Origin of the sequence: Ramlibacter monticola (genome assembly GCF_016722785.1) — a bacterium.
GTDB lineage: Bacteria > Pseudomonadota > Gammaproteobacteria > Burkholderiales > Burkholderiaceae_C > Ramlibacter > Ramlibacter monticola.
In genome coordinates this window covers 25,596-52,447 of the sequence record NZ_JAEQNE010000005.1, presented here as the reverse complement: position 1 = coordinate 52,447, position 26,852 = coordinate 25,596, and the positions used below count along the sequence as shown (strand labels likewise).

Genomic DNA, 26,852 nt, shown 5'->3' with positions numbered 1-26,852 from the left:
GCTAGGGAACTCAGGGATGGGCGATGCTGGACAAATCGCAAGCAGGTGTGAAACGAAGACGGATCCGGTGACGACTTGTCACGCACGCGGCCCGACGGGCTGCTGCCGCGCGGCGGCAGGCCGGGTCGCGGACGTCGCGGTGCTGGGCTTCTGCGCGAGGTCCCTCATCAGGTAACGAAGGATGCTCGCGGAGCCGCTGCCCCAGCGGTGGCCGGGGGGTGCGGTGCAGGACGGCTGCTCGTTCATGGGTAATTGGAGTCCTACGCCAGGACCCGCGTTCACGCCGCAGAGGTGCGAATGTCACGCAGCTGCGGGTTTCTGCGGGGGGAAGGATGGGACGACCTTGAGCCCGATCAGTGTCGCGTCCGCGTGAAGTCCCAATGATGGGGCGGGGCGCAGACCCCGTGAGGAGACATGCATGAAAGCAGGCGAAGCCAAGCTTCCCTCCCTGTTCCAGCCTGGCCGCCTGGGCCGTTTCGCGACGCGCAACCGCATCAAGTACGGCGCCTGCTGCGTGTCCAACTACAACACCCGCGACGGCCACATCACCGAGCGCGAGCTGGCCCGCATGCGCGTGATCGCGCGCACCGGCTGCGGGATCGTCACCAACCAGGGCGCGTATCCCGACCCGCTCGGCGAAGGCAAGGCCTACTTCCGCCAGGTCGCGATCTTCGACGACAAGTTCCTGCCCCAGTTCGAGCGCATCGCGCGGGACATCAAGGAGCAGGGCGCGGTGGCCATCCAGCAGATCCTGCACGCGGGCCGCTACGGCGGCATCGACCTGGGCTACTGCATCCAGCCCTCCGACGTGCCGCAGACGCTGCCGCACTTCCGCCCGCCGAAGGTCATGACGCAGCAGGAGATCCGCGACTGCATCCGCCAGCACGCCGAGGCCGCCGACCGCGCCATCCGCGCCGGCTTCGACGGCACCGAGATCACCAGCTTCATGGGCTACCTGCTGGCCAACTTCAATTCGCGCTTCACCAACCAGCGCACCGACGAATACGGCGGCTCGCTCTTCAACCGCGGCCGCTTCATGCGCGAGCTGATCGACGGCATCAAGCAGGCCACGCCGGACCATCCGCTGATCGTGCGCCTCAACGGCGCCGAACTGATGGACAAGTGGGGCGGCAACACCGAGGACGAGTGCTTCGAGCTGATGCAGCAGGCGGTGGACGCAGGCGTGGACATGATCAGCGTCACCGTGGGCTGGCAGGAGGCGCCCGAGTCCTCCATCGGCCGCGATATCCCCCCGGGCCACTGGAACTACCTCGCCGAGCGGGCGAAGAAGAGCTTCCCCGACACGCTGATCACCTTCGGCAACCGCCTGCCCGACCCGCGCATGGCCGACGACTGCCTGCGCGAGGGCGTGTTCGATTTCTGGGAGGTGTGCCGGCCGCTGCTGGCCGACCCCGACCTGGTCCACAAGGCCGCCGAGGACCGGCTCGACGAGGTGCGGCGCTGCATCGGCTCGCTGAACTGCCTGTCGCGCCTGTTCCGCGACCTGCCCTACACCTGCACCATGAACCCGGCGTTGGGCCACGAGGTCGAGCCGGAGTACCACGTCACGCCGGCGGCGGTGAAGAAGAAGGTGATGGTGATCGGCGCCGGGCCCGCGGGCATGGAGTGCGCCATCACCGCCGCGAAGCGGGGCCACGAGGTCACCGTGTTCGACAAGGCCGGCCACATCGGCGGCAACCTGCTCGCCTATGCGCGCAACGATCTCGCGCGGCCGGACGACCTGCTGTCGGTGGTGTCGCACTACGAGGTGATGGCGCGCAAGCTCGGGATCGAACTGCGCCTCGGGACGGAGGTCCACGCGAAGTTCCTGCGCAGCGTGCTGCACCAGTACGACGTGTGCGTCGTGGCGGCCGGCGCGCGCATCGACAGGCCGCGCTACGCCCACGTGCCCGGCGCCGAACGCATGCTCGATGCGCTGGACGTGGCGCACGGCCGCGTGCAGCCCGGCAGGCGCGTGGTGGTCGTGGGCGGCGGCAAGATCGGCCTGACCCTGGCCGAGTCGCTTCGCAAGCACCAGGGCGCCGACGTCACGGTGGTGGAGCAGGACAAGCGCATCGCCGGCGACGTGAAACCCTCGTTCAAGTGGCGCCATGCGTCCTGGGTGGAGGAGCTGGGCATCCCCTGCCGCACTTCGAGCCGGCTGGTGCGGGTCGATGCCGAAGGCGCGACCATCGTCGGTGCGAAGGGCGAGCACGAGTTCCTGCCGGCCGACAGCGTCATCCTCGCGGGCGAGCTGGCGCCGGCCCATGCGCTGCTGCGCGAGTTCGAGTGGATGGTGGACGAACTGCATGGCGTGGGCGACGCGCTGGTTCCGCGCGGGCTGGAGCAGGCGATCCAGGAGGGTTTCCGCCTGGGCGTGCGGCTGTGAGCGGGCCGGACGTCGCGGCCTGGCAGGCGGCGGCGCAGCGCCGCCCGGACCTGTTCGGCCCCCTGGACGCGGGCGCGCGCGTCGCGCTGGTCGCGCGCGGGCAGCCGGGCACGATGCTCCTGTGGCAGGTGGAGGAGGAGGGCGTCACGGCCTGCGTCGAGCCTTTCCCCGGCTTCGCCGAGAGCGGCGCCGACATCGCACTGGCCGCCGACGACGCGGCCCTGGCCGGCCTGCGAGCCGCCCGCGGCGACGCCGTGTTCGGGCTGCTGCGCTCCGGCATCCGCAGCGGCGACATCGTCTGCTACATCCTGCGCCGGCGCTGCCATCTCGAGGAGCGCGGCTTCGAGGAGCTGCTCACCGAGCTGGGCTTCGCCTTCATGGGAGCCTGCCGATGATCTTCCGCAATCCGGCCGGCGCCCCCGAACTGGCCTGCGACGGCTGCGGCTGCCGCTGGTTCGACCGCATGACGGGCAGCTGCTACGAATGCGGCACGCCGGTGGCGGCGCAGGCGCTGGCCGAATACCGGCAGGCCCTGGACGCATTCGCGGCGACGAAGCGGGACTCCGCGGCGACAATGGCTTCGCCATGCCCCGCACCATCGTCTTCCTCACCAACCCGATAGCCCCGCAAGCCGCCGCCGAACTGGGCCGCCATGCCGAGGTGCGGCTCGCGAGCGCCGTCGACGCCGCCACGCTGCGCCGCGAGGCCCGCGACGCGGACTACCTCGTGGTCCGGGCCGCGCTGCCGGAGGACCTGTTCGAGCACACGCCGCGCCTGCGCGCCGCCGTGCGCCACGGGGCCGGGGTGGACATGATCCCCCTGCCGCAGGCCGGCGCCCACGGCATCGCGGTGGCGAACGTGCCCGGCGTGAACGCCGCGACCGTGGCCGAATACGCCGTGGCGCAGATGCTGAACCTCGCGCGCCGGCTGCCGCGCATCGACGCGCGGCTGCGCCAGGAATCCTGGGGCGCCGCCCGCGAGCTCGCCGACGAGGCCAGCGACCTGGGCGGCAAGACGCTGGCCATCGTCGGCATGGGCCACATCGGGCAGGCGCTGGCGCGCATCTGCGCGCACGGCTTCGGCATGCGTGTGCTGGGCGTGCGCCGCTCGCCGGCGGCGGACAGCGACACCGTGCGGCACGTGACGCTGCAGCAGGCGCTGCCGGAAGCCGACTACCTGGTGCTGGCCTGCCCGCTCACCGAGGCGACGCGCGGCCTGGTCGGCGCGGCCGAACTCGCCCTGCTGAAGCCCGGTGCGCGGCTGGTGAACGTGGCGCGCGGCCCCGTGATCGACGAGGCGGCGCTGGTCGAGGCGCTGCGCTCCGGCCGGCTCGCCGGCGCCGCCCTCGACGTGTTCGCGCGCCAGCCGCTGCCGGCCGACTCGCCCCTGCGCGCGTTGCCGACCGTGCTGCTCTCCCCGCACCTGGCCGGCATCACGCAGGAAAGCATGCGCCGCATGAGCGAGGGCGTGCTGGCGCAGCTGCTGGCGATGTTCGCCGGCGAGCTGCCGCGCCACCTGTGCAATCCCGAAGCCCGCGAGGCCATCCTGGCACGCTGGTCCACCCTGTCGTCCCGCTGAAGGAAGATCCATGTCGTTGAAGAACACGCTCATCGTCGTCGCCGCGCTGGCCGGACCCGCGTTCGCGCAGGTCGCGCCCGGCCCCTACGCCGGGCAGCAGGCGCGTGCGATCAAGGCGCTGTCCGAGGAGGACCGCACCGCCCTGCTGGAAGGGCAGGGCATGGGCGCCGCCAAGGCGGCGGAGCTCAATGGCTATCCCGGCCCCACCCACGTGCTGGAGCTCGCCAGCCACCTGCAACTGTCGCCCCAGCAGCGCGATGCCACTCGCAAGCTGCTCGCGGAGCACAAGGCGGCGGCGAGCCAGCTGGGCGCGTCCATCGTGGAGGCCGAGCGCGCGCTCGACGAGCTGTTCGCGAGCCGGCGCGCCGACGAGGCCTCGGTGCGGCGCGCCACGGCGGAGATCGCCCGCCTGCAGGGGGAGCTGCGCTTCGAGCACCTGAAGACGCATCTCGCGCAGGCGGCGCTGCTGCGGCCCGAGCAGGTCCAGTATTACGCGCGCCTGCGCGGCTACGACGGCCAGGGCGGCGGCGCGGGCGGGCACCAGCACCGCCACTGAAAAGAGAAAGGCCGCCGGCTTGCGCGGGCGGCCTGGGTCCGATGGACGCGTCGGGGATCAGTACCCGCCGTGCTCCTGCGCGGCCTTCAGCACCATCGCGATGGTGGCGGCCACGGGGATCACGGTCAGCACCGCCGCCGGAATCCAGGAAGTCGGGTGCAGGGTGCGGCCACGCAGCCGCACGCCGGCCGCCAGCAGCGAATCCGCCAGCAGCGCTATGACCAGCAGCACGACGTAGCCCAGCGAGAAGCCGGCATACAGGTATGCGTTGAGGATCAGGGCGCCGAGCAGCAGGACCGCCACACCGGAGGCCGCCGGCGGGAAGGCCACGCGGGTCCGCGGCAGGTTCACCAGCATGCAGACGCCCAGCGCCACGGCGAGCGCGCCACTGAGCTGGCCGATCTGCTGGCTGGAATCCAGCATGAGCGCCAGGCCGGTGCCCCCGGCGACGACGGCCAGCAGCAGGGGGTGGCGGGCGCCACCCTCGGGCGCCGCGCCGAACGCGGACCACACGGCCGCGATCACGGCGCCGGCGACCACCACGGCCACGGCCGTCTTGGCGACACCGAGGCTGGCGAGCGCGCCCGAGGCCACGACGGCGGCGATCACGAGGCCGACCACCAGCCGCAGGGCCGGGCGGGCGGCGCCGGAGCTTCGCTCCACGGCCAGGGCGGCGCCGGCGGCGCCCACGGCGATCCAGGGCATCCAGTCCAGGGCCACGTGCGGGACCAGCGACCACTGCGCGTGCAGCGTCGCGGCATAGGAGGCGATGAAGGCTGCAGCCACTGCCGCCACGGCGTTCAGCCGCAGCGCACGGCTTGCAGCCAGCACGGCCAGGGCCACGAGCGCGGGCACGAGGGCGCTCTGGCACAGCAGCTGAAGCACGAGCGAATTTTCCGGCATGACGATGACTACTCCTTCGGAAGAAAGACCGGCCCCGCGGGGCCGGCCGGAACGCAATTACTGCTTGATCGCTTCGATGTTGATGCGCAGGTCGACTTCGTCGGTGGCCGCGGCCGGCACGGCGTAGTTCATGCCGAAATCGGTGCGCTTGATGGTGGTGGTGGCGACGTAGCCCACGCGCTGCTCGCCCTTCATGCCCTTGCCGGCGCCGATCTGCTTGAGCTTCAGCGTCACGGGCTTGGTCACGCCGTGCAGGTTCAGGTTGCCGGAGACGGTGCCTTCGCCCTTGCCGTCCAGCCGGACGTGGGAGGAAGTGAAGGTCAGGGTCGGGAACTGCACCGAGTTGAAGAAGTCGGGGCTCTTCAGGTGCTTGTCCAGGCCTTCGTGGTTGGTGTCGATGCTGTCGGTCTTGATCGCGACGGCGATCTTGGCCTTGTCGGAAGCGTCGACGACGAGGTCGCCGGAGATGTCGTTGAAGCGGCCCATGAAGCGGCTGATGCCGCCGAGGTGGCCGATCTCGAAGAAGGCGCCGGAGTGCGCCGGGTCGATCTTGTACGTGCCGGTCGGGGCGGCGGCGCCGGCGTTCGGCGCGGCGGGGGCCTGGGCGAAGGCGCTGGCGGACATGGCCAGGCCGGCGGCGATGGCGATCGAGGCGATGCGGAAGGTCATGGAAGCTACTCTCAGGTTCAAGGTTGGGATCGGTCGGTTCCCGGTCGACGGGTCTTGCCGCCAGCGCAGCCCGCACTTTAGGAGCCAGCCCGGCTGCGGGATGTGCGTTTACGCACACGGCCCGCAATGATGCCCGGCGATGGATCCCGACGGCAGGATGCGGGAATTCTGGGTTCAGCTCCCTGTAAGACAGTTGACGGAAGTCAGCTGGCGAGGGTGCGCCGGGCGCATCGGGCTGTTGCTGATTTGACAACAAAAGGGCTAATCCGGGGGCGCTGGGCCCCGGCCGTACCGTGCCGGCGCGGGCTCAGGGCTGCGGCACGTCCAGTTCCAGCCCTTCCATCGTGCGGCGGGCGTGCTCCATCAGGTAGTCCAGGAAGGCGCGCGTGCGCGAGGGCATGAACTTGCGGCTCGGCATCGCGGCACGCAGGCTGATGCGCGCGGTGATCCAGGGCGCCAGCACCCGTTGCAGGCGCCCTTCCTTCAGCAGGGGCGCGACCAGGTCGATCGGCTGGCTGCTGATGCCGCCGCCTTCGAGGGTGGCGCGCAGCAGCGTGTCGGTGTGGTTTGCCGTCAACACAGGGGCGACCTCCAGCTCCAGCACGCGGTCCTCGTGCGACGGGTCCAGCAGTTGCAGCGGGCCGGGACGCACCCCTGGCAGCCGCAGCCGCAGCAGCCGGTGTTGCGCCAGGTCGCCCGGCGCGGCCGGTTCGCCGTACTGCGCCAGGTAGGCCGGCGAGGCGCAGAAGACCGACTGGCTGAACACGAGGGGGCGGACGATGAAGCCGGGGTCGATGTTGGCCACCCCGCTCAGCACCGCGAGGTCGTACTCGTGCACCGCGGGGTCGGGCGAATCCTCCACCTGCACGTCCACCTTCACGTGGGGATGCGCGCGCTGGAAGCCCACCACGGCCTGCGCCAGCATGTGCACGGCCACCACCGGCGGGGCCAGAACCCGCACGGTGCCGCTCATGTCGCGGTCCTGGTCCTGCACCATCGCCTCGGCGGCCTCGATCTCGCCCAGGATCCCGCGCAGCCGTTCCAGGTAGGTCTCGCCCGCCTGCGTCAGCGACAGGCTGCGGGTCGTGCGCTGCAGGAGGCGCACGCCCAGGTGGTGCTCCAGGTCGCTCACCAGCCGCGACACCACCGCGGTCGCCAGCCCCATCTTGCGGGCCGCCGCCGCGAAACCGCCTTCCTCCACCACCTGCTGGAACACCCGCATCGACTGCAGCCGGTCCATGGCCCCTCCTTGCGCAAACCGCCGGATTATGTGGGGCGACAATCGGGCCATGTCCGAGCCGCTGGAACGCCTGCTGCAAGTCGTGATGCCCTACGGCAAGTACCAGGGCACGCCGATCGCCGACCTGCCGGGGAACTACCTGAACTGGTTTGCCCGCGAGGGCTTCCCGCCCGGCGAGATCGGCCGCCTGCTGGCGCTGATGCACGAGATCGACCACAACGGCCTCAAGCACCTGCTCGACCCCCTCCGCCGTTAGGGGGGAGGCGGGGGGCCGCACTTGTTACGATCCCCGGTCTGCACCCCACTCAGGAGGACTCATGACCAATCCCCTCATCGCCGTGATCGGCGCCGGTACCATGGGCAACGGCATCGCCCAGATCTGCGCCCAGTCCGGGCTGCGCGTCATCATGGTCGACGTCAACGACGCCGCCGTGCAGCGCGGCATCGACACCGTCGGCAAGAGCCTGGCGCGCCTCGTCAGCAAGGAGAAGATGACGGAGGCGGACCGCACCGCGGCGCTGGGCCGAATCCAGGGCAGCACCGACTACGCGCCGATCGCCGCCGCCGACATCGTGATCGAGGCCGCCACCGAGAACCTGGACCTGAAACTGCGCATCCTGCGCCAGATCGACGCCCTGGTGCGCAAGGAGGCGGTCGTCGCCACCAACACCTCGTCGATCTCGATCAGCCAGCTGGCGGCGGTGGTGTCGCGGCCCGAGCGCGTGATCGGCATGCACTTCTTCAACCCGGTGCCGATGATGGCGCTGCTGGAACTGATCCGCGGCATGCAGACTTCGGACGAGACGCTGCAGCAGGCGCAGGCCTTCGCGAAGGCGGTCGGCAAGACCCCCATCGTGGCGAAGAACAGCCCCGGCTTCGTCGTCAACCGCATCCTCTGCCCGATGATCAACGAGGCGATCTTCGCGCTGCAGGAAGGGCTGGCGAGCGCGGAGGACATCGACACCGGCATGCGCCTGGGCTGCAACCAGCCGATCGGCCCGCTGGCGCTGGCCGACCTGATCGGCCTGGACACGATGCTGTCGGTGATGAACGTGTTCTACGAGGGCTTCAATGATCCCAAGTACCGCCCGGCGCCGCTGCTGAAGGAAATGGTGGCCGCCGGCCGCCTGGGCCGCAAGACCGGCCGCGGCTTCTACGACTACGCCTGAGCGCCATCGCGTGAAGTACGCATGGCTGGCCGCCGGCCTCGTCCTGGGAGGGGCCGGCTGCGCCGCGTCCGCCGCCGCGGCGGCGGACACCGAGGCGGCGCAGGCGCTGCTGCGGGCGAACAACTGCACGAAGTGCCACTCGGTGGCCGCCGACAAGGACGGGCCGTCCTTCCGGCGCACCGCGCGCGGCCTGGCCGGCCGGCCGAACGCGGAGGAGGCGCTGCTGAAGCACCTCACCAGCGGCGAGCCGGCCACCTTCCCCGACGGCCACGAGGAGCCGCACAAGGTCGTCAGGACCGTGCCGGCGAACGACCTGGCGCAGGTCCGCAACCTGGTGCGCTGGATCCTCGAACAGAAGTAGGACTCAGGCGGCGGGCTTCCCGTCGCGCCGCGCGGCCCAATCCTTCACGGCCTGCTGCCACGCCGAGGTGCGCCGGTGCGCCTCGGTGCCGGCGGAGCGCGAGTTGGCGCCGATCAGCTTGTCGATCTGCGCCTCCTGCGCCTTGCTGAATTCCTCCGGGAACAGCGGCACCACGGTGACGATGCAGTCGGCCCGCTCGCCGTCCGCGCCCGGGAAGCCCTCGCCCTTGATGCGGTAGGTGTGGTAGCCGCGCCGCAGGCGCATCTGCTGCAGGCCCGAGGGCGTGGGCACCTCGGTCCAGCGGTTGGCGATCCAGGCGAAGCCGTCCACCGGCAACTCGCAGCGCACGGTGCCGTCCTCGTCCACCGTGAAGAACTCGTGCGGCAGGAGTTCGACCCGCACCTCCAGCGCCACCTTCTCGCCGGCGTGGCGGCCGTGCAGGTTGGCCGACACGTGCAGCAGGTCCCCCGCCCGCACGCCCGCCGGGATGCGGGCGCGACAACGGTACTTGCGCGCTGGCGCCTTGCCCGTGCCTTCGCACACCGCACAGGCGTGGCGCTGCGAGCCGCGGCCGTCGCAGGCCTTGCACTTCATCGGCGAAGCGACCCAGGAGAACCACAGCGTCTGCCGCACCTGGCCCGTGCCCCGGCAGTCGCGGCACTCGCTGGCGTGCCTCTGCAGCCCCGTGGCACTGCAGGCGATGCAGTGCTCCGCGACCTCGCCCTCCAGGTCCTTGATGCAGCCGGCGATGGCCTCTTCCAGCGACAGGTGCACGGTGTGCAGCAGCGTGCGCTCCGGCGCGGGCCGCGACGGCGGCGCCGCGGCGCCGCCGTCGAAATCGGTGAGCGGGCCGAAGTTGCTGGCGCGGAAACGGCGGATCTCCTCCAGCGCGCGGTTGATGCGCTGGATCTTGCGCAGCGCATGCGGGCTGCTGTTGCGGTCCGGGTGCCAGCGGGCGGCGAGGCGCCGCCACGCGGCCTTCACCTCGGCATCGGTGGAATCGGGTGCGAGCCCCAGTTCTCGGTAGGAATCTTCGACATTCACGCTGCCACGATGGTAGCCCAGCAGGGCTTCACGATGCGGACGCTGGGTTTCCCGCCTGTCAGCGGCGTCCTACGCACAGTGCGGCTCCTGAAGCTCAGTCGACGCGCCCGCAAGACCGGACAATGCGCCAGTGCAGAGGCGATCCCAATTCGAGGCAGGAGACGTGGTCCGGCTGAAGGCCGGCGGCCCGCCCATGATCGTGCGCGCGGTGAGCGGCGATTCGGCCTATTGCCAGTGGTATGCGGGCGTGGACCTGCACCAGGGCACCTTCCTCTTCAGCTCCCTGGAAGACATCAGCCGGCACCGGCGCAGCCCGGCGCTGGTGGCGCACCCCGAGCAGGATCTGCACGGCCTCGCGGCCTTCGGTCCGCCCCCATCCTCCGCGCCCTGAGCCGCTCCGGTCCCTTCCGGCCGGGCCCGCCATGGGGCCAGCCCGCAGCGGGTTAGGATGCGCCCCGAGGAGGCAGACGCATGAAGAAAATCGGCATGGTGGGCATCGGCCTGATGGGCCATGGCATCGCGAGCAACCTGCAGAAGCACGGCCACGCGCTGGCGCTGTTCGAGCATCCCGGCAACCAGCCGCTGGAGGCACTCAAGGCGGGCGGCGCGCGCGGCTTCAGCAGCGCGAAGGAACTGGCCGCCGCCTCCGAGATCGTGGTCACCGTGCTCACCGGTTCGCCGCAGGTGGAAGCCGTGGTGACGGGCCCCGGCGGCCTGCTCGAAGGCCTGCGTCCGGGCAGCATCGTGATCGACTGCTCCACCGCCGTCCCCTCGTCCACCGTGCGGGTCGCCGCGGCGGTGCAACAGGCCGGGTCGCGCTTCCTCGATGCCCCCATGACCCGCACGCCGAAGGAGGCCGCCGAAGGCCGCCTGAACCTGCTGGTGGGCGGCGACGCCGCGCTGCTGGAGGAGTGCCGGCCGGTGCTGCAGTGCTTCGCCGAGAACATCACGCACGTCGGCCCCGTGGGCGCGGGCCACGGCATGAAACTGCTGCACAACTACGTGTCGCTGGGCATGGTCACGCTGATCGCGGAAGCCGCCGCCTGCGCGCGCCGCAGCGGCGTGGCCCTCGACGCCTTCGCCGAGGTGCTGGCCAAGGGCGGTGGCGGCGGCATCGCGCTGGAGCGCATGAAGCCCTTCCTGCTGGCGAACGATCCCACCGGACTGAAGTTCACGATCGCCAACGCGCGCAAGGACCTCGACTACTACAACGCCATGGCGTCCGATGCGGCGGCGGCGAAGGAGATCGCGGCGGCGGTGCTGTCGACGCTGGAAGGCGCGCTGGCCCGCTCGGGGGCAGACACCTTCGTTCCGGAGCTCGTCACCCTGCTCGCCGCGCCGCGCGGATAACACGCGGCCGGGCCGCCGGCCTATGGGACCTAGGTCCCACGCCAGCGCTGGCCGCGGCCCGCTTGCGAGCCGCCCCGCGCGTTACAACCCTTCCGCTGGCAGTCCCCTGCGCCTCGCCGCAGAATCGCAACACCGCGCGGAGGGTTCATGAAGCATAGTGGCTTCACCCTGGTCGAGTTCGTCGTCACGGCAGCCATCGTCGGCCTCCTGGGGGCCGTCGCGGTGCGCGCGTACCAGCAGGTCACGGAGCGCGCATCCCTCGCGCAGCAACTGGTCGACATCGGCCACATCCGCAAGGTCGTGGAGATCGAGGCGCGCGGCGGCCGGCTCGACCTGATCGGGGGCTCCCGCCCTGGCACGGCGCCCAGCGCCCTGGCCGGCCAGCTGCCGGACACGCAGTTCCAGGATGGCAGGGGATTGCGCCTGCAACTGGTGCACATGCCCGCCGACGTGCTTCGTTCCCCGGGGACGCACAGCAGCTACGGACTCGTGGCGGACACCACCGGCAGCACGGAAAGGCTCTGGCTGCTCCATCGCGAGGTCGAAAAAGCCGGCTTCGAGGCGGCCTGGCTGTCGGAGCGCAGCTTCGTCTTTCCCATCGCGGATTACGGCGAAGAGTCCGCCGCGGCGCCGCCGCCCCAGGCGCCCGCCGTGCCGGCGCCTCCCCAGGCACCTGCGGTGCCGGCGTCTCCCGCGGCGCCGCCCCTGCCCGCGGAGACGCCTGCGCCTCCGGTGGCGACTTCGCCGCCGAACGCGCCGCCGGCCTGCGGGCCCGGCGAGGAAGCGAAGGGCCAGAGCGGCAGGTGCCGTCCCGTCGCGGACGCCGGGGGGTGCCCGCCCGGCTGGCACCCGGCGGGCCAGGGCGGCAACTGCCGGCCCGACCGCAAGCCTGGAGAGGGCCGATGATCCGGACCCGGGAGGATCTCGAACTGCAGCAGGACCTGAAGGACGCGCAGCGGGAGGCCGCGGCTTCCGAGGCCGTCACCGCGCGGATGCGCGCCCAGCGCAGCGGTCCCGCCCGCCAGCTGCGGCGCACTCGCCGCCTGCGCATCGTCGCGGTCTGCGCGGTGCTCGTTTCGGCGCTCGGCTGGACCAGCCTGCGGGTCGAGGGGCCCTCGGAGGTGGACCTGCGCCACGCACCCCAGGTGATCCTCCTGATGGCGGCGGAATGGACGCACGACTACATGCGCCGGCACGGACGGGCGCCCGCGCGGCTGGGCGACGAACTTCCGGTCGCCGCCGACGTGCAGGTGCAGCCCCACCCCGGGGGCGCCCGCCTCAGCATCCGCGACAGCGAGGGGGTCGAGCACAGCACCTTCGTGTCCGCCGGGGCCCGGCCGTGATCTCCAGGCGCGACCATCGCTGGCTGGGAGACGTCCTCGTGGCTGCCGGTCGCCTGCAGCCGGCCAGGCTGCCGGCGACCCTCGCTTCCTGCACCATCGAGGAGGCCTGGACGGAGGTCTGCGCCGCGGCGGGCATGGCGCCGCCCGAACTCGCCCAGTTGCTGTCGCACCGCTTCGAGCTGCCGCTGGCCGACCTGCGCGACATCGACGGCGAAGCCGCGACCGCGCTGCCGCCGGAGGCCTACCGCGACCGCCTGATCCGCGTGCTGCGCCGCACGCCCGCGGGCATCGAGGTGGCGATCGCGGACCCGACGGATGTCGAGCTGCCACGCGTGCTGCAGTTCATGACCCGGCTGCCCGCGATCCTGAGCATCGCTCCGCCAGACGCCTTGCGCGAGCAGCCGCCGCCGGAGCCCGGCGAAGGCGAAGCGAAGACCGGCACCGAGGACATCGGCATCGACATCGACGCGGCCGCGGACTCGGAGCCGGCCATCGTGCGCCTGTGCAACCGCATCTTCCGCCTCGCCGTGGACCGCGGCGCCAGCGACATCCACATCCAGGCGCAAGGGCCCGGCGGGGTCGTGCGCATGCGCATCGACGGCGTCCTGCAGCGCGTCGCCAGCCTGCAGAACGCGGTGATGCTGCGGCTGGTCGCGCGCATCAAGCTCGTCGCCGCGATGGACCCCACCGACCGCATGCGGCCGCAGGATGGCCGGCTGCGGCTGCGCCTGCACGGGCGGACGCACGACGTGCGCATCTCCACGGTGCCCGCCAACGGCGAGGAGAAGCTCGTCGCCCGCATCCTGGGCAGCATGAAGGCGCGCACGCTGCAGGAGGGGGGCCTCGGCCAGCCCGAGCTGGACCAGCTGAGCGGGCTGCTGTCGCGCGGCCAGGGCATCGTGCTGGTCACCGGCCCGACGGGCTCCGGCAAGACCACGACCCTGTACAGCGCGCTGGCCGAACGCAACGACCCCGGCGTGAACATCTCCACGGTGGAGGATCCGGTCGAGATCCGCCTGCCCTGGCTGGCCCAGATCGAGGTCAACACCAAGGCGGACCTGACCTTCGCCAGCGCGCTGCGCTCCGTGCTGCGGCAGGACCCCGACATCGTGATGATCGGCGAGATCCGCGACCGCGAAACGGCCCAGATCGCCGTGCAGGCGGCGATCACGGGCCACATGGTGCTCGCGTCCCTGCACAGCAACGACGCAGTGACGACGGTGCCCCGCCTGCTGGACCTGGGCGTCACGCCGCAGCTGATGGGGGAGGCGCTGGCGGGCGCGTCGGCCCAGCGGCTGGTGCGCAGGTTGTGCCCGGCCTGCGCGCGGCCCGCGCCTTCGAGCGGTGGCGGCGCGCATTGGCTCGCGACCCACGCCGCCATCCCGCGGCTGATGGCCGCCAGGGGCTGCGCCGAGTGCGGCGACACCGGCTACCGGGGGCGGCTCCCGATCTGCCAGGTGATGGAGTTCACGCGGGAGATGGCGGAACTGGTCGAGACCGGCCGCCCCTTGCAGCATCTGCGTGCAATGGCCCGCCAGGGAGGCATGCGGACCCTGGCCGAAAGCGCCGCCGACCGGCTGCGCAGCGGCGAAACCAGCCTGGAGGAAGTGCTGCGCGAACTCGGCTCCGACTTCTGGCTGGACCTCGCGCGCGCCCACGGCGTGGCAGCGTACCGCGACACCTTCGTGCCCCGTGCCCCTGCGGAGGCCACGGACGCGCCGGTCCTGGTGATCTGGGCCGATGCCGGGCAGCGCAGCAAGGCCGTGGACGCCATCCGCCAGGGCGGCTACCCCGTGCTCGAAGCGGACAGCGCCGCCGGCGCCCGCGAGTTCCTGGCCCGGGATGGGGCCGCCGTGGCCATCGTGACGCGCATCTCCGGCCTGCCGCCGGCGCAGGCGCAAGCCTTGCTGGCCTTGCGCGACACCCTGGGCGGCGCCGCGATCCCCATCGTGGGCCTGCTCGAAGGCGGCGCAGCGGTGGACGCCTGCCTGCTGGAGCGCCCGGGCGTGATCGTGCGCGAGCGGCCCGCCAGCGATGCCCTGCTGCCCGCCCTGCTGCGCGAAGCCATCGCGGCGTTCGACCGCGACGTCGGTGCCGCGCTGGACCGCGGCGAGTGAAGCGCGCTCAGGCGATCGAATACCAGGCCACGCCGTCGCGCAGTTCCTTGCGCACCTCGCCCGTGTCCATCAGGTAGTTGAGGCAGGCGACCGCCTCGCCCGTCGCCATTGCGAACACGTGGCCGTCGGGCTCGCGGATCGGGCGCTTGAACAGCGCCTCGAAGGTGTCGGGCACGCGCCTCGGTTCCCGCAGCACTTCGCGCAGGCGGGCGAAGGAGCTGGCGTGGCCTTCGCGCAGCTGCGCGATGCGCGCATGCAGGCCGTGGAAGCACTCGTTGTGCGCGGGCAGCACCAGCACGTCGTCGGGCACGCGCTGCTCCAGCACCGTGAGCGAGTCGAGCCAGTCGGCCATCGGGTTCGCGTCCGGCTCGATGGGGTGCACCGAGACGTTGGACGAGATCTTCGGCAACACCTGGTCTCCGGAGATCAGCAGCTTCAGCTCGCGGCTGTAGAGGCAGGAATGCTCCGGCGAGTGGCCCTTGCCGGCCACCACTTCCCAGTCGTAGCGGCCGATGCGGATGGTTTCGCGGTCCACGATGCGCCGGAAGCTGTCCGGCAGCGCGTGGATGTTCTTGCCGAAGTTTCCGAAGCGCGCGCGGTACTCGTCCACCGCGTCGGTGCTCCAGCCCGCCTGCTGGAAGAAGCGCAGCGCGTCGGGCGGCGCGTCGCGGCTGGTGTCGGACACCAGCACGCGGCAGGCCAGGTACTCCAGGCGCGAGATCCAGAGGCGAGCGCCCGACTTGCGCGACAGCCAGCCCGCCATGCCGATGTGGTCCGGGTGCATGTGCGTGACGACGATGCGCTTGAGCGGCCCGTCGAAGGGCGGCGCGGCCAGCAGCTGCTGCCACGCGGCCGTGGTTTCCTCGGTGCGCACGCCCGTGTCGACCAGGGTCCAGCCGTCGCCGTCCTCGAGGCCCCACACGTTGATGTGGTTCAGGCGGAAGGGCATCGGCAGCCGGATCCAGTGCACCCCGGGTGCGACGGTGGTGAACCGGCCGGGTTCGGGGACGGCTTGCGGGTACTGCAGCGATTCGTAGAGCATCTGCAGAGTTTGCCCCACGCGCCGCCGCGCTGCAGCGGGCCGGCCGGAAGCCCCTCGCTCCGGGCAGGGCCGTTTCGGTTCATCATGCACTCTCGCCCCAATGGAGACCGGCATGGACGACGAAGCCTTCAACATCAGCCTGCGCAAGTTCCTCAAGATGGTCGGCGTGAGCTCGCAACGGGAGATCGAACAGGCCGTTGCCAAGGCCCTGCAGGAGGGCGCCATCTCCGGCAGCGAGAGCTTCCCGGCCAAGATGACGCTCGAAATCCCGGGCGTGAAGCTGCAGGTGCACTTCGACGGCGAGATCCGGCTGCAGTAGGGTGCGCCGCCGGGCCGGTGCCGCACGGTTGCGGTGCTGCGCGAACCGTCCTGCATGAGCCTGCGGGAACCGCCGACACGGGGGCTCCCCCACGGCAGCGCTTCGGGATTGCACAATGCCTCGATCTCGCAGTGTTCGCAGTGACAACAACAGCAAGACGTCGTCTTCCCATCGGAGCGGAATACCGGCCAGGCGCCGGCACCCATTGCCGCGTGTGGGCGCCCGCCGCGCGCGAGGTGGACGTCGTCTTCGACGGCAGGGACGCCGCGCCCGCCACGCCGCTGCGGCACGAGGGCGACGGCTACTTCTCCGCCCTGGTGGAGCAGGCCCGGCCGGGCGCGCGCTACCGTTACCGGCTGGACGGCCAGGAGGCCTTCCCCGATCCAGCGTCGCGCTGGCAGCCGGAGGGTCCGCACGGGCCCTCGGAAGTCGTCGCGCTGGACGCCTACGAATGGGGCGACGCGGACTGGCCGGGCGTGGATGCGAAAGGCCAGGTGCTCTACGAGATGCACATCGGCACCTTCACGCCCGAAGGCACCTACGCGGCGGCGGAAACGCATCTCGAATTCCTGCGCGACCTGGGCATCACCGTGCTGGAACTGATGCCGGTCAATGAGTTCAACGGTCCCTTCGGCTGGGGCTACGACGGTGTCAACCTGTTCGCGCCGACGCGCCTGTACGGCACGCCGGACGAACTGCGGCACTTCGTGGACCGCGCCCACGGGCTCGGCCTCGGGGTGATCCTCGACGTGGTCTACAACCACTTCGGCCCGAGCGGCAACTACCTCGCGCACTTCTCGCCGCACTACATCAGCAAGCGCTACAAGAACGAGTGGGGCGAGGCGATCAACTTCGACGGCGCGGAAAGCGGCCCGGTGCGCGAGTTCTTCGCCTGCAACGCCGAGTACTGGATCCGCGAGTTCCACTTCGACGGCCTGCGACTCGACGCGACGCAGTGCCTGTTCGACGCGAGCGAGACCCACATCGTCGCGGAGGTGGCGCGGCGCGCCCGCGCGGCGGCCGGCAGGCGCAGCGTGTACCTGTGCGCAGAGAACGAGCCGCAGCACGCGGAGATCGCGCGCCCGGTGGAGCGCGGCGGCCACGGCCTGGACGCGATGTGGAACGACGACTTCCACCACAGCGCGGTCGTGGCGGCCACCGGCGCCTGCGAGGCCTACTACTCGGAGACGCGCGGCACGCCGCAGGAGCTGATCTCGGCGCTGAAGTGGGGCTTCCTCTACCAGGGCCAGTGGTACCAATGGCAGAAGCAGCGGCGCGGCCATCCGGCGCTGGACCTGCCGGCCACCGCCTTCATCCAGTTCCTGCAGAACCACGACCAGGTGGCCAACAGCGCGCGCGGCCAGCGGCTGCACCAGCTGACCACGCCGGGCCGCTATCGCGCGTTGACCGCGCTGACGCTGCTCACGCCCGGCACGCCCCTGCTGTTCCAGGGCCAGGAATTCGCGGCCAGTACACCCTTCCTCTACTTCGCGCGCCACGAGGACGAACTCGACCGCCTCATCCGCAAGGGCCGGCAGGAGTTCATGACCCAGTTCCCCAACATCGCGAGCGAAGAAGGTGGCAAGCTGCTCGCACTGCCCGCCGAAGAAGAAACCTTCCGTCGATGCAAGCTGGACCACGCCGAACGAGAACGCCATGCGGATGCCGTGCGCCTGCACCGCGAGCTGCTGCGGTTGCGCCGCGAGGACCCGGTGTTCTCGCGCTGCGACGCGCAGCGCATGCACGGCGCGGTGCTGGCGCCGGAAGCTTTCCTGCTGCGCTTCTTCGGCGACGCGGGCGACGACCGCCTGCTGCTGGTGAACCTCGGCGCCACGCTGCCGCTGTATCCGATGCCCGAGCCCCTGCTGGCGCCGCCGGCCGGCATGGGCTGGAAGCTGCTGTGGCACAGCGAGGACCCGCGCTACGGCGGCAACGGAATGATCGAACCCGATGGCGAGCACGGCTGGCGGCTGCCGGCGCACGCGCTCGCCGTACTCGTACCTCATCGCATGGAGAAGGACGATGGCCGAAGCCATCCTGAACAAGATGCCCTGGGCGGGGAGCAATGAGCATCCCGAACGCCTGCTGACGCGCGAATGGCTCGTGACCAATGGCCTGGGCGGCTACGCCTCCGGCTCGATCGCGGGCGTGGCCACGCGCCGCTACCACGGCCTGCTGATCGCCGCGCTGCCCACGCCCATCGGCCGCACGGTGATGCTCAGTCACTGCGGCGAATGGGTCCGGCTGCCGGACCGCCGCACCATCCGCCTGGCCGGCGACGAGCGGCCCGAGCGGCCCTACGAGCTGCCGGAGATCCTGACCGAGTTCCGGCTCGAGATGGGCCTGCCGGTGTGGACCTACCACGTCGGCGATGCGGTGGTCGAGAAGCGCATCGTGCTCCCCTACGGCCAGAACACCGTGCACCTGAACTACCGCATGAACGGCGGCAATCACGGCGTGCGCCTGATCCTGCGGCCCCGGCTGCACTTCCGCGGCCACGAGAACCCGGTGGAGGAGTCCTATGACGATCCCTGCCGGCTGCACGTGCTGAGCAACCGCTTCGAGGTGCACTCCGAGACGAACCCGCAGCTGCCGCCGCTGCGCATGACGCTGCTCGGTCGCGACGCGCAGCTGGTGCTCGAAGGCGGCAACTTCGAGGAGTTCTTCTACCGCGTGGAGGCGGCGCGCGGCTACGCGGCGCGCGGGCGGGTGTGGACGCCGGGGCGCTTCCGCGCCGAGCTGAACCCGGGCGAGGAATGCACCCTGGTGGCCTCCACCGAGAGCTGGGACACGATCCACGCGCTCACGCCGCAGCAGGCGCGGGTGGCCGAACACGCGCGGCGCGAAAAGCTGATCGAGCGGGCCGACCCGGCCGCACGCGACGGCCGCGCCGCCGAACTCGTGCTGGCCGCCGACCAGTTCATCATCGCGCCCTTCAGCCGCCAGGCCGATGCCGCCCGTGCCCTGGCCGAAGGCGACCAGGCCCGCACGGTGATCGCCGGCTACCACTGGTTCACCGACTGGGGCCGCGACACCATGATCAGCCTGGAAGGCCTGACGCTGGCCACCGGGCGCCACGCCGAAGCGGGCTACATCCTGCGCACCTTCCTGCACTACGTGAAGGACGGCCTGATCCCCAACATGTTCCCCGAGGGGCAGAACGAAGGCCTGTACCACACGGCCGACGCCACGCTGTGGTTCTTCCACGCCATGGACCGCTACGTGCAGGCCACGGGCGACCGCCTCACGCTGCGCCACGCGATCCCGACCTTCTGCTCCATCATCGAGCACCACCTGCGCGGAACGCGCTTCAACATCGGCGTGGACCAGCGCGACGGCCTGCTGCGCCAGGGCGCCGAGGGTTACCAGCTCACCTGGATGGACGCCAAGGTGGAAGGCTGGGTGGTGACGCCGCGGCGCGGCAAGGCGGTGGAGCTGAACGCGCTGTTCTACAACGCGCTGCGGCTGATGGAGCGCTGGCTGCGCGAGGAAGGGCAGGAGCCGCACGCGCAGCAGATGGCGCAGCACGCGCAGCGGGTCTACGAAAGCTTCAACCAGCGCTTCTGGAACCCGCAGACCGGCTGCCTCTACGACGTCGTCGACGGGGAGGGTGGCGACGACGCGGCGATCCGGCCCAACCAGGTGTTCGCGATCGGGCTGCCCCATCCCGTGCTCGACCCGCAGCGCTGGCGCAGCGTGCTGGATGTGGCCCAGCGCCTGCTGGTCACGCCGGTGGGCTTGCGCTCGCTGGCGCCGGGCCACCCGGACTACAAGCCCAACTACGACGGCGACCTGCGCGCCCGCGACGCGGCCTACCACCAGGGCACGGTGTGGGGCTGGCTGGCGGGGCCCTTCGCCGACGCCTGGCTGAAGGTGCACCCGGAGGACTTCCGCGGCATCGAGCACCTGATCGACGGCTTCGCCGCCCACCTGGGAGAGGCCTGCATCGGCTCGATCAGCGAGATCTTCGACGCCGAGCCGCCGTTCACGCCGCGCGGCTGCGTCGCGCAGGCGTGGAGCGTCGCCGAGGTGCTGCGGATCCTGGTGAAGTGCCGGCACGCGCGGGAGCGGCAACAGCAGCGGTCGCCGCAGCAGCAGCCTGCCGCAGACACTGAAGCAGCTGCGTCGTCGTGGTCGGCAGCGGCCGTCCACGCATAGTGATCACCGGGCCGGCGGACCTTCGTGGCCGTGGGTGGACGTGCTGATGTACGCGGCGGCAGCGCGCAAGCTGGCCTCGGAGTTCCTCGGCACGCCGGAAGCGCCGGCGGGATCCCGGGCGGCGTACTGAGCAGGCGAGGGAAGCTCACTGCGGCGTGATGCCCGCTTCCTTCCCCGCCTTCGCCCAGATCTCGATCTGGTCCCTCAGCATCGCCGCCAGTTCGTCCGCGCTCGACCCCTGCGGCTGGAACGCCACCGCCTCCAGTTGCGCCTTCACCTCCGGCTGGGCCAGCGCGCGCGCCAGTTCGCGTGCCAGCCGGTCGACGATCTCGCGCGGCATCTTCGCGGGGCCGAACACGCCGGCCCAGGGCGTCATGGGGATCTGCTCCGCGCCCGCCTCGGGCAGCGTCGGCACCTCCGGCAACAGCCCGGCGCGCTGCGGCAGCAGCGTCGCCAGCACGCGCAGCTTGCCTTCCTTCACATGCGGCAGCAGCGTGCCGGTGGCGATCGCCATCTGCACGCGACCCGCCAGCAGGTCCATCGTCAGCGGCGCATCGCCCTTGTAGGGCACGTGGACCATGTTCACTTTCGCCTGCTGCGCGAGCCGCGCGGTCGCGATGATGCTCGTGCTGTTGCCCGAACCGTAGCTCACCTTGCCCGGGTTCGCCCGCGCGTAGTCGATCAGCTGCGCGAGGTTGCGGGCCGGCACCGCGTCGTTGACGAACACGAAGAAGCCGAAGTTGCCGACCTTGCCCACCGGCGTGAAGTCCGTCACCGGGTTGTAGGGCACCGCCTTGTGCAGCACCGGCGCGGCATTGAAACCGGTATTGGTGGCCAGCAGCAGCGTGTAGCCGTCGGGGGCCGCCTTCATGACCGCCTCGCCGGCGATGATGCCGTCCGCGCCGGCCTTGTTCTCCACCACCACCGACTGCCCGAGCCCCTGGCCCAGGGCCTGCGCCACCGAGCGCGCCACCACGTCGGCCGAGCCGCCGGGCGGGAAGGGCACGACGAGGCGGATCGGCTTGCCGGGGTACTGGGCGAAGGCGCCGTGGCCGAGCAGGCAGCAGGCGACGAGCAGGACGCGAGCGAGGGCGACGAAGCGGTGCATGGAAGCGCTCCTTTCCGCGGCGAACGCGCGCACGTTGCGCCCGCGGGCGGCGGCGTGTCAAGCCTGGAGCAACCCGGATGCGGGCGCGGCGTTCAGGCCTTCGCCGTGCGCCGGCGCGTCTTCCTCTTCTTCACGGCCGCGAGGCTGTCCTGCAGCGCATCGCCGAGCGTGCGCCGCAAGCGTCCCTGCAACAGCGCCAGCACCGCCGCCTCCTCGGGCTTGAGGGCGGCGAGCTCGTCCACGCGGCCGCCGATCTCCAGCAGGAGATTGCCTTCGACGTAGGCGTTGAGCACCTCGGGGTGGACGTAGCACTTGCGGCAGATCGTCGGCGTGTTCCCCAGCCGCTCCGCCACCCGCTCGATGGCCTGCCTGATGTTCTTCTTCTGCGTCGCCTTGGTGTCGACCGCCTCGCATTCCCGCAGGGCCAGCGCCGCCATCACCGTGCCGGCCCAAGTGCGGAAGTCCTTGGCGGTGATGTCGCTGCCGGTGACCTCGCGCAGGTAGGCGTTGACGTCCGCCGAGGTCACCTCGCGGACTTCGCCTTGCTCGTCCAGGTACTGGAACAGCCGCTGGCCCGGCAGGTCCTGGCAGGCCCGCACGATCTTCGCGATGCGCCGGTCCTTCACCTGCAGCCGCCAGGTCTTGCCGCTCTTGCCCTTGAACTGGAAGCGCAGCTCCGAGCCCTCGACCTTCACGTGCGGGTTGCGCAGCGTGGTGAGGCCGTAGCTGCGGTTCTCCCGGGCATAGTCGTCGTTGCCGACGCGGATCAGCGTGGTCTCCAGCAGGTGGACCACGGTGGCCAGCACCTTCTCGCGCGGCAGCCCGCGCAGCGCCATGTGCTCGGCCAGCCGGCCGCGGATCGCCGGCAGGGCCTGCGCGAATTCGAGCATGTGCTCGTACTTGGTGGATTCGCGCACCTCGCGGAACTGGGGGTGGTAGCGGTACTGCTTGCGCCCCCGAGCGTCGCGGCCGGTGGCCTGCAGGTGGCCGTTGGCGCGGTTGCAGATCCACACCTCGGTCCAGGCCGGCGGGATCGCGAGCTTGCGGATGCGCTCCAGCGAGGCCTCGTCGCGCAGCCGCTCGCCGCCGGGGCGCAGGTATTCGAAGGCGTCGCCCTTGCGCTCGCGCCGGATGCCGCGGTCCTCGTCGGTCACGTAGACGAGGCCGGCCGACTCCGCAGCTTCCCTCGGGTCGGCGGGGCTGGGGGTGGGCGGCTCGCGCAGCGATTCGACGGCGGTGGAATGCATGCCGCTTCCAGTATCGGAGCGGCCCTCGAACTGCTGACGTAGGACGGGTTCGACGCTTCCCGCAGGCCGGCTGGGGTGCGGCCGGGGGCGGCTTACGCGGGCGCCGTGGGCATGGCGAGCGGCAGCAGCGGCGCCGGCGCCCGGGCCGGTTCGCACTCGCGGCAGCCGCGCGCGTGCGCGTAGCGCAGGCGGGCGACGGCCACGGCCTGGGCGGCGTCCAGGAACTCACCCAGGTATTCCGTGGTGCCTTCCCGCAGGAAGCAGCCGGGCGGGCACCGGACCCGGTCGTGCACCGCGACCTCGCCGAAGGGGGACGCGTGGTAGGCAACGAAATAGCTGGCCATGTCTTGTGCCCGTCCTCTCTGAAAGGTCATCCTAGGAATGACGTGGACGCGACAACATCCCCCATAAAGGGGAAGCCCCCGCCCGGGTTTCCCGCGTTTGGCCTAAGGGTTGCCCCTCAACGGCGGGGATGCTCCACCAGCTCGCGCCGCAGGTGGGCGACGACCTTGCTCATCTCGGCGCCGTCCGGCGCCAGCAGCGTGTGGGCCGTGCCGCGGAAGAAGCGGGCCCAGCGCACGTGCCGGTCGCGCGTGTCGGTGAGTTCGATGTAGAGCGAGGCCGGGTCGCCGGCGTGGCAATGGCCGGCGACCAGGAAGCCGATGCGCAGCTCGCGGCAGATCAGCTCCAGGGCGTGCGGCGGCGCCTTGGACAGGAAGTCGGAGCTGATCAGGATGGCCTGCAATGCCGGGTCCTGCGCGAGCCGCTCGCGCAGCAGGTCGGCAATGTCGTTGCCCAGCAGGCGAAGCGAGGGCTCCTCTTCACCGGGCGTGAAGGGCAGCACGGCCACGAGTGGCCGGCGGCGCGTGGGAACGCCCGTGGCGGCGGGAAACAGGTCGATGGCGGTAGGGGTGCTCACGGAAGACTGCCGAATGCCGCGCATCGCGGCGTGCAGGACATTCTAGGAAGGTCGATGTTGGCGCCTGATGAAGCTGGACCGGGAAAGTTGAGGCGCATCTTTGCGAAATACCGCGCTTGTTTTTTCCTCGCGACCGCTATTCTTCGGCCCATGAGCAAGGCGTTCACGCGCGAGACCGACAGCGACGACGACGAGGAAGGCGGCGGCCTGCCCCCGCTGCCGGCCGGCGGCAAGAACTACATCACCCCCCAGGGCTACGCGCGGCTGCGGGCCGAACTGCTGCAGCTGATCGACGACGAGCGGCCCAAGGTGGTCGACGTGGTGCACTGGGCGGCGAGCAATGGCGACCGTTCGGAGAACGGCGACTACCTTTACGGCAAGAAGCGGCTGCGCGAGATCGACCGCCGCATCCGCTTCCTGACCAAGCGGCTGGAGATCGCCGAGGTGACGGACCCGTCGCTGCACCACGGGCACGACCAGGTGTTCTTCGGGGCCACGGTGACCTACGCGGAGGAAGACACCGGGGTGGAGCGCACCGTGACCATCCTCGGCATCGACGAGGCCGACAGCGCGCACGGCCAGGTCAGCTGGATCTCCCCGATCGCCCGCGCGCTGCTGAAGGCGCGGGAAGGGGACGTGGTGAAGCTGGTGACGCCGGCGGGGGCGAAGGAGATCGAGATCCTGCGGGTGGAGTATCCGGCGCAGAGCCAGGCGACGCACTGACCCGTGGCCGGGCCTAGATCGTCCGCGGGTCCGTCCCGCCCGGGCGGATCCGCTGCGCGTTCATCACCGAATGCGTGCGCTTCAGGTTGCGCAGCACCGATTCGAGGTGCGGGCGATCGCGCACGGACACCACGAAGCGCAGGTCGGTCGCGTCCTGCGCGCGCTCGTCGTCCATGTCGACGTGGGTGATGTCGGCCTCCGCGTTGGCCAGCGCCGCCGCCACCCGGGCCAGCGCGCCCTTGCCATTGGCCACCGTGACCAGGATGCCGGTCTCGAAGGGCCGCACCGGCTCGTCGGCCCACTCGACACCGATGAAGCGCTCGGAATCCTTGTTCTGCAGGCGCTTGGCCACCGTGCAGTCGGTGGTGTGGACGACCAGGCCCTCGCCGCGCCCCAGGTAGCCGAGGATCGTATCGCCCGGCACCGGCCGGCAGCAGCTGGCGAACTGCACCGAGGCATTCTCGCTGCCGTCCAGCGTCAGCCCGCCCTGCGACACGTGCTCGTGCGCCGTGAAGCGCTCGCGGCTGATCAGCAAGGCATCGGGCTTCTCGCCCAGCTCCGTCAGCAGCGTCATCAGCCGCTTGGCCACGATGCCGGCGATGCGCTTGCCCAGGCCCAGGTCGGTCAGCAGCTCCGCGCGGCTCTTGTTGCCGGTGAAGCGCAGCAGCTTCTCCCAGGTGCCGTGGTAGGTCTCGTCGTCCGGGGGCAGGCGCTCCATGCCCTCGGCGCGCAGCGCCTGCGCCAGCAGCTTCTCGCCCAGCTGCTGCGATTCGGCCTGCGCCAGGGTCTTCAGGTGGTGCCGGATCTTGGAGCGGGCGCGCCCCGTGCGCACGAATCCGAGCCAGGCCGGGTTGGGCGTGGACACCGGCGCCGTCACCACTTCCACCACGTCGCCGTTCTTCAGCTCGGTGCGCAGCGGCACCTGGGCGCCGTTGATGCGGGCGGCCACCGTGTGGTCGCCCACGTCGGAGTGGATCGCATAGGCGAAGTCCACCACCGTGGCGCCGCGCGGCAGGGCGAGGATCTGGCTCTTGGGCGTGAAGACGTAGACCGCGTCCGGGAACAGGTCGATCTTGACGTGGTCCCAGAATTCCGCGGCGTCCCGCGTCTCGCTCTGGATGTCCAGCAGCGACTGCAGCCACTTGGTGCCCAGCCGCTCCGTGTTTTCTTCCCTCGGCACGCTGGCCTTGTACAGCCAGTGGGCCGCCACGCCGGACTCGGCCACCAGGTGCATGGCTTCCGTGCGCAGCTGGAATTCGACGTTGACGCCCGACGGGCCCACCAGCGTCGTGTGCAGCGACTGGTAGCCGTTGATCTTCGGGATCGCGATGTGGTCCTTGAAGCGGCCCGGCACCGGCTTGTACAGCTGGTGCAGCACGCCGAGGGCGGTATAGCAGTCCGTCACCGTGGGCACGATGATGCGGAAGCCGTAGATGTCCGTCACCTGGGCGAAGGACAGGTGCTTCTCGTCCATCTTCTTGTAGATGGAGTAGAGCGTCTTCTCGCGCCCGCCGATGCGCACCTCGAGGCCGCCCGCGGCGAAGGCGTTCTCGACGTCGCGGTGCACCTTCTGGATCAGGTCGCGGCGCCGGCTGCGCGCCCTGGAGACCGCCTTGGACAGCACCGCGTAGCGCCACGGCTTGAGGTAGCGGAACGACAGCTCCTGCAGCTCGCGGTAGCTGTTGTTGAGGCCCAGCCGGTGCGCAATGGGTGCGTAGATGTCCAGCGTCTCGCCGGCGATCCGGTTCCACTTCTCGCGCGGCACGTCTTCCAGCGTGCGCATGTTGTGGCTGCGGTCGGCGAGCTTGACGAGGATGACGCGCACGTCGCGCGCCATGGCCAGCAGCATCTTGCGGAAGGACTCGGCCTGCGTTTCCTCGCGCGTGTTGAACTGCAGCTTGTCCAGCTTGGTGAGCCCGTCCACCAGGTCGGCGACGACGACGCCGAAGCGCTCGATCAGCTGCGGCTTGGTGACGCCGCAGTCCTCCATCGCGTCGTGCAGCAGCGCCGCCATCAGCGCCTGCGCATCGAGCTTCCACTCGGCGCACTGCGCGGCGACTGCGATCGGGTGGGTGATGTAGGGCTCGCCGCTGGCGCGCATCTGGCCCAGGTGCGACTCGTCGGCGAAGCGGTAGGCCTTGCGGACCAGGTCGACTTCGGACGGGTCCAGGTAGTCGAGCCGGGCCGTGAGAGCGGCAAAGCTGGCCGCGGCGGCGTTCGCCGCGGCAGGGGAGGGGAGGATCGGACTGCTGGGCCGTTTGCCGCTGCCCGAGGTCGGCTGGAGCACCGCGCTCATGGCCTTAATGTAGCCTGCGGGCCGCTTCTTCCGGCGCCACCGAATGAATAACGCCCCCGGCGGGGGCGTTATTGAGGCGGCGGGGGGCCATGGCCAGGGAGGGCGCTGGCCTCAGCCCGGGACTTTTTTCAGCATCTCGAGGCCGATCTTGCCTTCGGCGATCTCGCGCAGGGCGGTCACGCCCGGTTTGTTCTTGCTCTCGATCTTGGGCGCGTGGCCCTGGCTCAGCATGCGGGCGCGGTAGGTCGCGGCCAGCACCAGCTGGAAACGGTTGGGGATTCGCTCGAGGCAATCTTCGACGGTGATTCGGGCCATCTCATC

28 protein-coding genes are annotated in these 26,852 nt (G+C 70.9%); 17 read left to right on the top strand and 11 right to left on the bottom strand.

The genetic code is table 11. The features are described from left to right. The first annotated feature begins 418 nt into the window (after nt 1-418). From JJ685_RS18955 to JJ685_RS18935, 5 genes are read left to right on the top strand one after another with little or no spacing between them, the layout of a single operon-like run. Nucleotides 419-2,389 carry an oxidoreductase gene (locus JJ685_RS18955; RefSeq protein ID WP_201675903.1) on the top strand — a complete coding sequence of 657 codons (1,971 nt, stop codon included), beginning with the start codon at nt 419-421 and terminating at the stop codon, nt 2,387-2,389. Continuing rightward, on the top strand, nt 2,386-2,784 hold the full coding sequence (locus JJ685_RS18950) for a hypothetical protein (protein ID WP_201675902.1): 399 nt from the start codon (nt 2,386-2,388) through the stop codon (nt 2,782-2,784). Before JJ685_RS18955 ends, JJ685_RS18950 begins: the two co-directional genes overlap by 4 nt. Beyond that, nucleotides 2,781-3,011, top strand: coding sequence for a hypothetical protein (locus JJ685_RS18945; RefSeq protein WP_201675901.1), 231 nt, complete (start codon nt 2,781-2,783; stop codon nt 3,009-3,011). Before JJ685_RS18950 ends, JJ685_RS18945 begins: the two co-directional genes overlap by 4 nt. Beyond that, the gene (locus JJ685_RS18940; RefSeq protein WP_201675900.1) at nt 2,975-3,967 is read left to right on the top strand and encodes an NAD(P)-dependent oxidoreductase; all 993 of its coding nucleotides are present in this window, start codon (nt 2,975-2,977) and stop codon (nt 3,965-3,967) included. The genes JJ685_RS18945 and JJ685_RS18940 overlap by 37 nt, the downstream gene beginning before the upstream one ends. A gap of 10 nt (nt 3,968-3,977) precedes the next feature. Further along, complete coding sequence (locus JJ685_RS18935; protein WP_201675899.1) at nt 3,978-4,523, top strand: Spy/CpxP family protein refolding chaperone; 546 nt, start codon at nt 3,978-3,980, stop codon at nt 4,521-4,523. Nucleotides 4,524-4,580: 57 nt separating this feature from the next. Here JJ685_RS18935 and JJ685_RS18930 read toward each other — a convergent pair whose 3' ends face one another. The 3 genes from JJ685_RS18930 to JJ685_RS18920 form a co-directional block, all read right to left on the bottom strand. Continuing rightward, the gene (locus JJ685_RS18930; protein WP_201675898.1) at nt 4,581-5,426 is read right to left on the bottom strand and encodes a hypothetical protein; all 846 of its coding nucleotides are present in this window, start codon (nt 5,424-5,426) and stop codon (nt 4,581-4,583) included. A gap of 57 nt (nt 5,427-5,483) precedes the next feature. Next, nucleotides 5,484-6,095: a YceI family protein gene (locus JJ685_RS18925; RefSeq protein WP_201675897.1), complete on the bottom strand. Its 612-nt coding sequence runs from the start codon at nt 6,093-6,095 to the stop codon at nt 5,484-5,486. 307 nt (nt 6,096-6,402) lie between these two features. After that, nucleotides 6,403-7,335: a LysR family transcriptional regulator gene (locus tag JJ685_RS18920; protein ID WP_201675896.1), complete on the bottom strand. Its 933-nt coding sequence runs from the start codon at nt 7,333-7,335 to the stop codon at nt 6,403-6,405. Nucleotides 7,336-7,384: 49 nt separating this feature from the next. Between JJ685_RS18920 and JJ685_RS18915 the strand changes: the two genes are divergently transcribed. The 3 genes from JJ685_RS18915 (at nt 7,385) to JJ685_RS18905 (ending at nt 8,865) form a co-directional block, all read left to right on the top strand. Then, nucleotides 7,385-7,591, top strand: a complete 207-nt coding sequence (locus JJ685_RS18915; protein ID WP_201675895.1) for a DUF3820 family protein — start codon at nt 7,385-7,387, stop codon at nt 7,589-7,591. A 61-nt stretch (nt 7,592-7,652) separates the two neighbouring features. Further along, the gene (locus JJ685_RS18910; RefSeq protein WP_201675894.1) at nt 7,653-8,504 is read left to right on the top strand and encodes a 3-hydroxybutyryl-CoA dehydrogenase; all 852 of its coding nucleotides are present in this window, start codon (nt 7,653-7,655) and stop codon (nt 8,502-8,504) included. A 10-nt stretch (nt 8,505-8,514) separates the two neighbouring features. Continuing rightward, nucleotides 8,515-8,865 carry a c-type cytochrome gene (locus JJ685_RS18905; RefSeq protein ID WP_330901804.1) on the top strand — a complete coding sequence of 117 codons (351 nt, stop codon included), beginning with the start codon at nt 8,515-8,517 and terminating at the stop codon, nt 8,863-8,865. A gap of 3 nt (nt 8,866-8,868) precedes the next feature. On the opposite strand, the gene JJ685_RS18900 is transcribed toward JJ685_RS18905, so the two are convergent. Next, a complete protein-coding gene (locus JJ685_RS18900; protein ID WP_201675893.1) occupies nt 8,869-9,909 on the bottom strand; it encodes a DnaJ C-terminal domain-containing protein in 1,041 nt (346 codons plus the stop codon). Nucleotides 9,910-10,072: 163 nt separating this feature from the next. Here JJ685_RS18900 and JJ685_RS18895 point away from each other — a divergent pair, with 163 nt between their 5' ends. The 5 genes from JJ685_RS18895 to JJ685_RS18875 all read left to right on the top strand — a co-directional run bounded on the left by JJ685_RS18895 (nt 10,073) and on the right by JJ685_RS18875 (nt 14,719). Next, nucleotides 10,073-10,300 carry a YodC family protein gene (locus JJ685_RS18895; RefSeq protein ID WP_201675892.1) on the top strand — a complete coding sequence of 76 codons (228 nt, stop codon included), beginning with the start codon at nt 10,073-10,075 and terminating at the stop codon, nt 10,298-10,300. Between the two features lie 80 nt (nt 10,301-10,380). Continuing rightward, nucleotides 10,381-11,259, top strand: coding sequence for an NAD(P)-dependent oxidoreductase (locus JJ685_RS18890; RefSeq protein ID WP_201675891.1), 879 nt, complete (start codon nt 10,381-10,383; stop codon nt 11,257-11,259). A gap of 147 nt (nt 11,260-11,406) precedes the next feature. Beyond that, on the top strand, nt 11,407-12,165 hold the full coding sequence (locus JJ685_RS18885; RefSeq protein ID WP_201675890.1) for a pilin: 759 nt from the start codon (nt 11,407-11,409) through the stop codon (nt 12,163-12,165). After that, nucleotides 12,162-12,602 carry a hypothetical protein gene (locus tag JJ685_RS18880; RefSeq protein WP_201675889.1) on the top strand — a complete coding sequence of 147 codons (441 nt, stop codon included), beginning with the start codon at nt 12,162-12,164 and terminating at the stop codon, nt 12,600-12,602. Before JJ685_RS18885 ends, JJ685_RS18880 begins: the two co-directional genes overlap by 4 nt. A 38-nt stretch (nt 12,603-12,640) precedes the next feature. Further along, nucleotides 12,641-14,719: a GspE/PulE family protein gene (locus JJ685_RS18875; RefSeq protein ID WP_201675888.1), complete on the top strand. Its 2,079-nt coding sequence runs from the start codon at nt 12,641-12,643 to the stop codon at nt 14,717-14,719. A 7-nt stretch (nt 14,720-14,726) separates the two neighbouring features. Here JJ685_RS18875 and JJ685_RS18870 read toward each other — a convergent pair whose 3' ends face one another. Then, nucleotides 14,727-15,761 carry an MBL fold metallo-hydrolase gene (locus JJ685_RS18870; protein ID WP_201675887.1) on the bottom strand — a complete coding sequence of 345 codons (1,035 nt, stop codon included), beginning with the start codon at nt 15,759-15,761 and terminating at the stop codon, nt 14,727-14,729. A 112-nt stretch (nt 15,762-15,873) separates the two neighbouring features. Between JJ685_RS18870 and JJ685_RS18865 the strand changes: the two genes are divergently transcribed. From JJ685_RS18865 to JJ685_RS18855, 3 genes are read left to right on the top strand one after another with little or no spacing between them, the layout of a single operon-like run. Then, complete coding sequence (locus tag JJ685_RS18865) at nt 15,874-16,080, top strand: DUF6494 family protein (RefSeq protein WP_201675886.1); 207 nt, start codon at nt 15,874-15,876, stop codon at nt 16,078-16,080. Nucleotides 16,081-16,097: 17 nt separating this feature from the next. Beyond that, nucleotides 16,098-18,149 carry a malto-oligosyltrehalose trehalohydrolase gene (gene treZ, locus JJ685_RS18860; protein WP_330901803.1) on the top strand — a complete coding sequence of 684 codons (2,052 nt, stop codon included), beginning with the start codon at nt 16,098-16,100 and terminating at the stop codon, nt 18,147-18,149. Further along, complete coding sequence (locus JJ685_RS18855; protein WP_201675884.1) at nt 18,103-20,238, top strand: amylo-alpha-1,6-glucosidase; 2,136 nt, start codon at nt 18,103-18,105, stop codon at nt 20,236-20,238. The genes treZ and JJ685_RS18855 overlap by 47 nt, the downstream gene beginning before the upstream one ends. Before the next feature lie 145 nt (nt 20,239-20,383). Here JJ685_RS18855 and JJ685_RS18850 read toward each other — a convergent pair whose 3' ends face one another. The 4 genes from JJ685_RS18850 to JJ685_RS18835 form a co-directional block, all read right to left on the bottom strand. Beyond that, complete coding sequence (locus JJ685_RS18850; protein WP_201675883.1) at nt 20,384-21,346, bottom strand: Bug family tripartite tricarboxylate transporter substrate binding protein; 963 nt, start codon at nt 21,344-21,346, stop codon at nt 20,384-20,386. A 92-nt stretch (nt 21,347-21,438) separates the two neighbouring features. Continuing rightward, the gene (locus JJ685_RS18845) at nt 21,439-22,593 is read right to left on the bottom strand and encodes a DNA topoisomerase IB (protein ID WP_201675882.1); all 1,155 of its coding nucleotides are present in this window, start codon (nt 22,591-22,593) and stop codon (nt 21,439-21,441) included. 92 nt (nt 22,594-22,685) lie between these two features. Then, nucleotides 22,686-22,937, bottom strand: coding sequence for a hypothetical protein (locus tag JJ685_RS18840; RefSeq protein ID WP_201675881.1), 252 nt, complete (start codon nt 22,935-22,937; stop codon nt 22,686-22,688). Nucleotides 22,938-23,053: 116 nt separating this feature from the next. Beyond that, nucleotides 23,054-23,512: a hypothetical protein gene (locus JJ685_RS18835; protein ID WP_201675880.1), complete on the bottom strand. Its 459-nt coding sequence runs from the start codon at nt 23,510-23,512 to the stop codon at nt 23,054-23,056. A gap of 150 nt (nt 23,513-23,662) precedes the next feature. Between JJ685_RS18835 and greB the strand changes: the two genes are divergently transcribed. Next, nucleotides 23,663-24,235, top strand: a complete 573-nt coding sequence (greB, locus tag JJ685_RS18830; protein WP_201675879.1) for a transcription elongation factor GreB — start codon at nt 23,663-23,665, stop codon at nt 24,233-24,235. A gap of 13 nt (nt 24,236-24,248) precedes the next feature. Here greB and JJ685_RS18825 read toward each other — a convergent pair whose 3' ends face one another. Continuing rightward, nucleotides 24,249-26,531: a RelA/SpoT family protein gene (locus JJ685_RS18825; protein ID WP_201675878.1), complete on the bottom strand. Its 2,283-nt coding sequence runs from the start codon at nt 26,529-26,531 to the stop codon at nt 24,249-24,251. Between the two features lie 111 nt (nt 26,532-26,642). After that, nucleotides 26,643-26,846, bottom strand: coding sequence for a DNA-directed RNA polymerase subunit omega (gene rpoZ / locus JJ685_RS18820; protein WP_201675877.1), 204 nt, complete (start codon nt 26,844-26,846; stop codon nt 26,643-26,645). Nucleotides 26,847-26,852 lie beyond the last annotated feature (6 nt).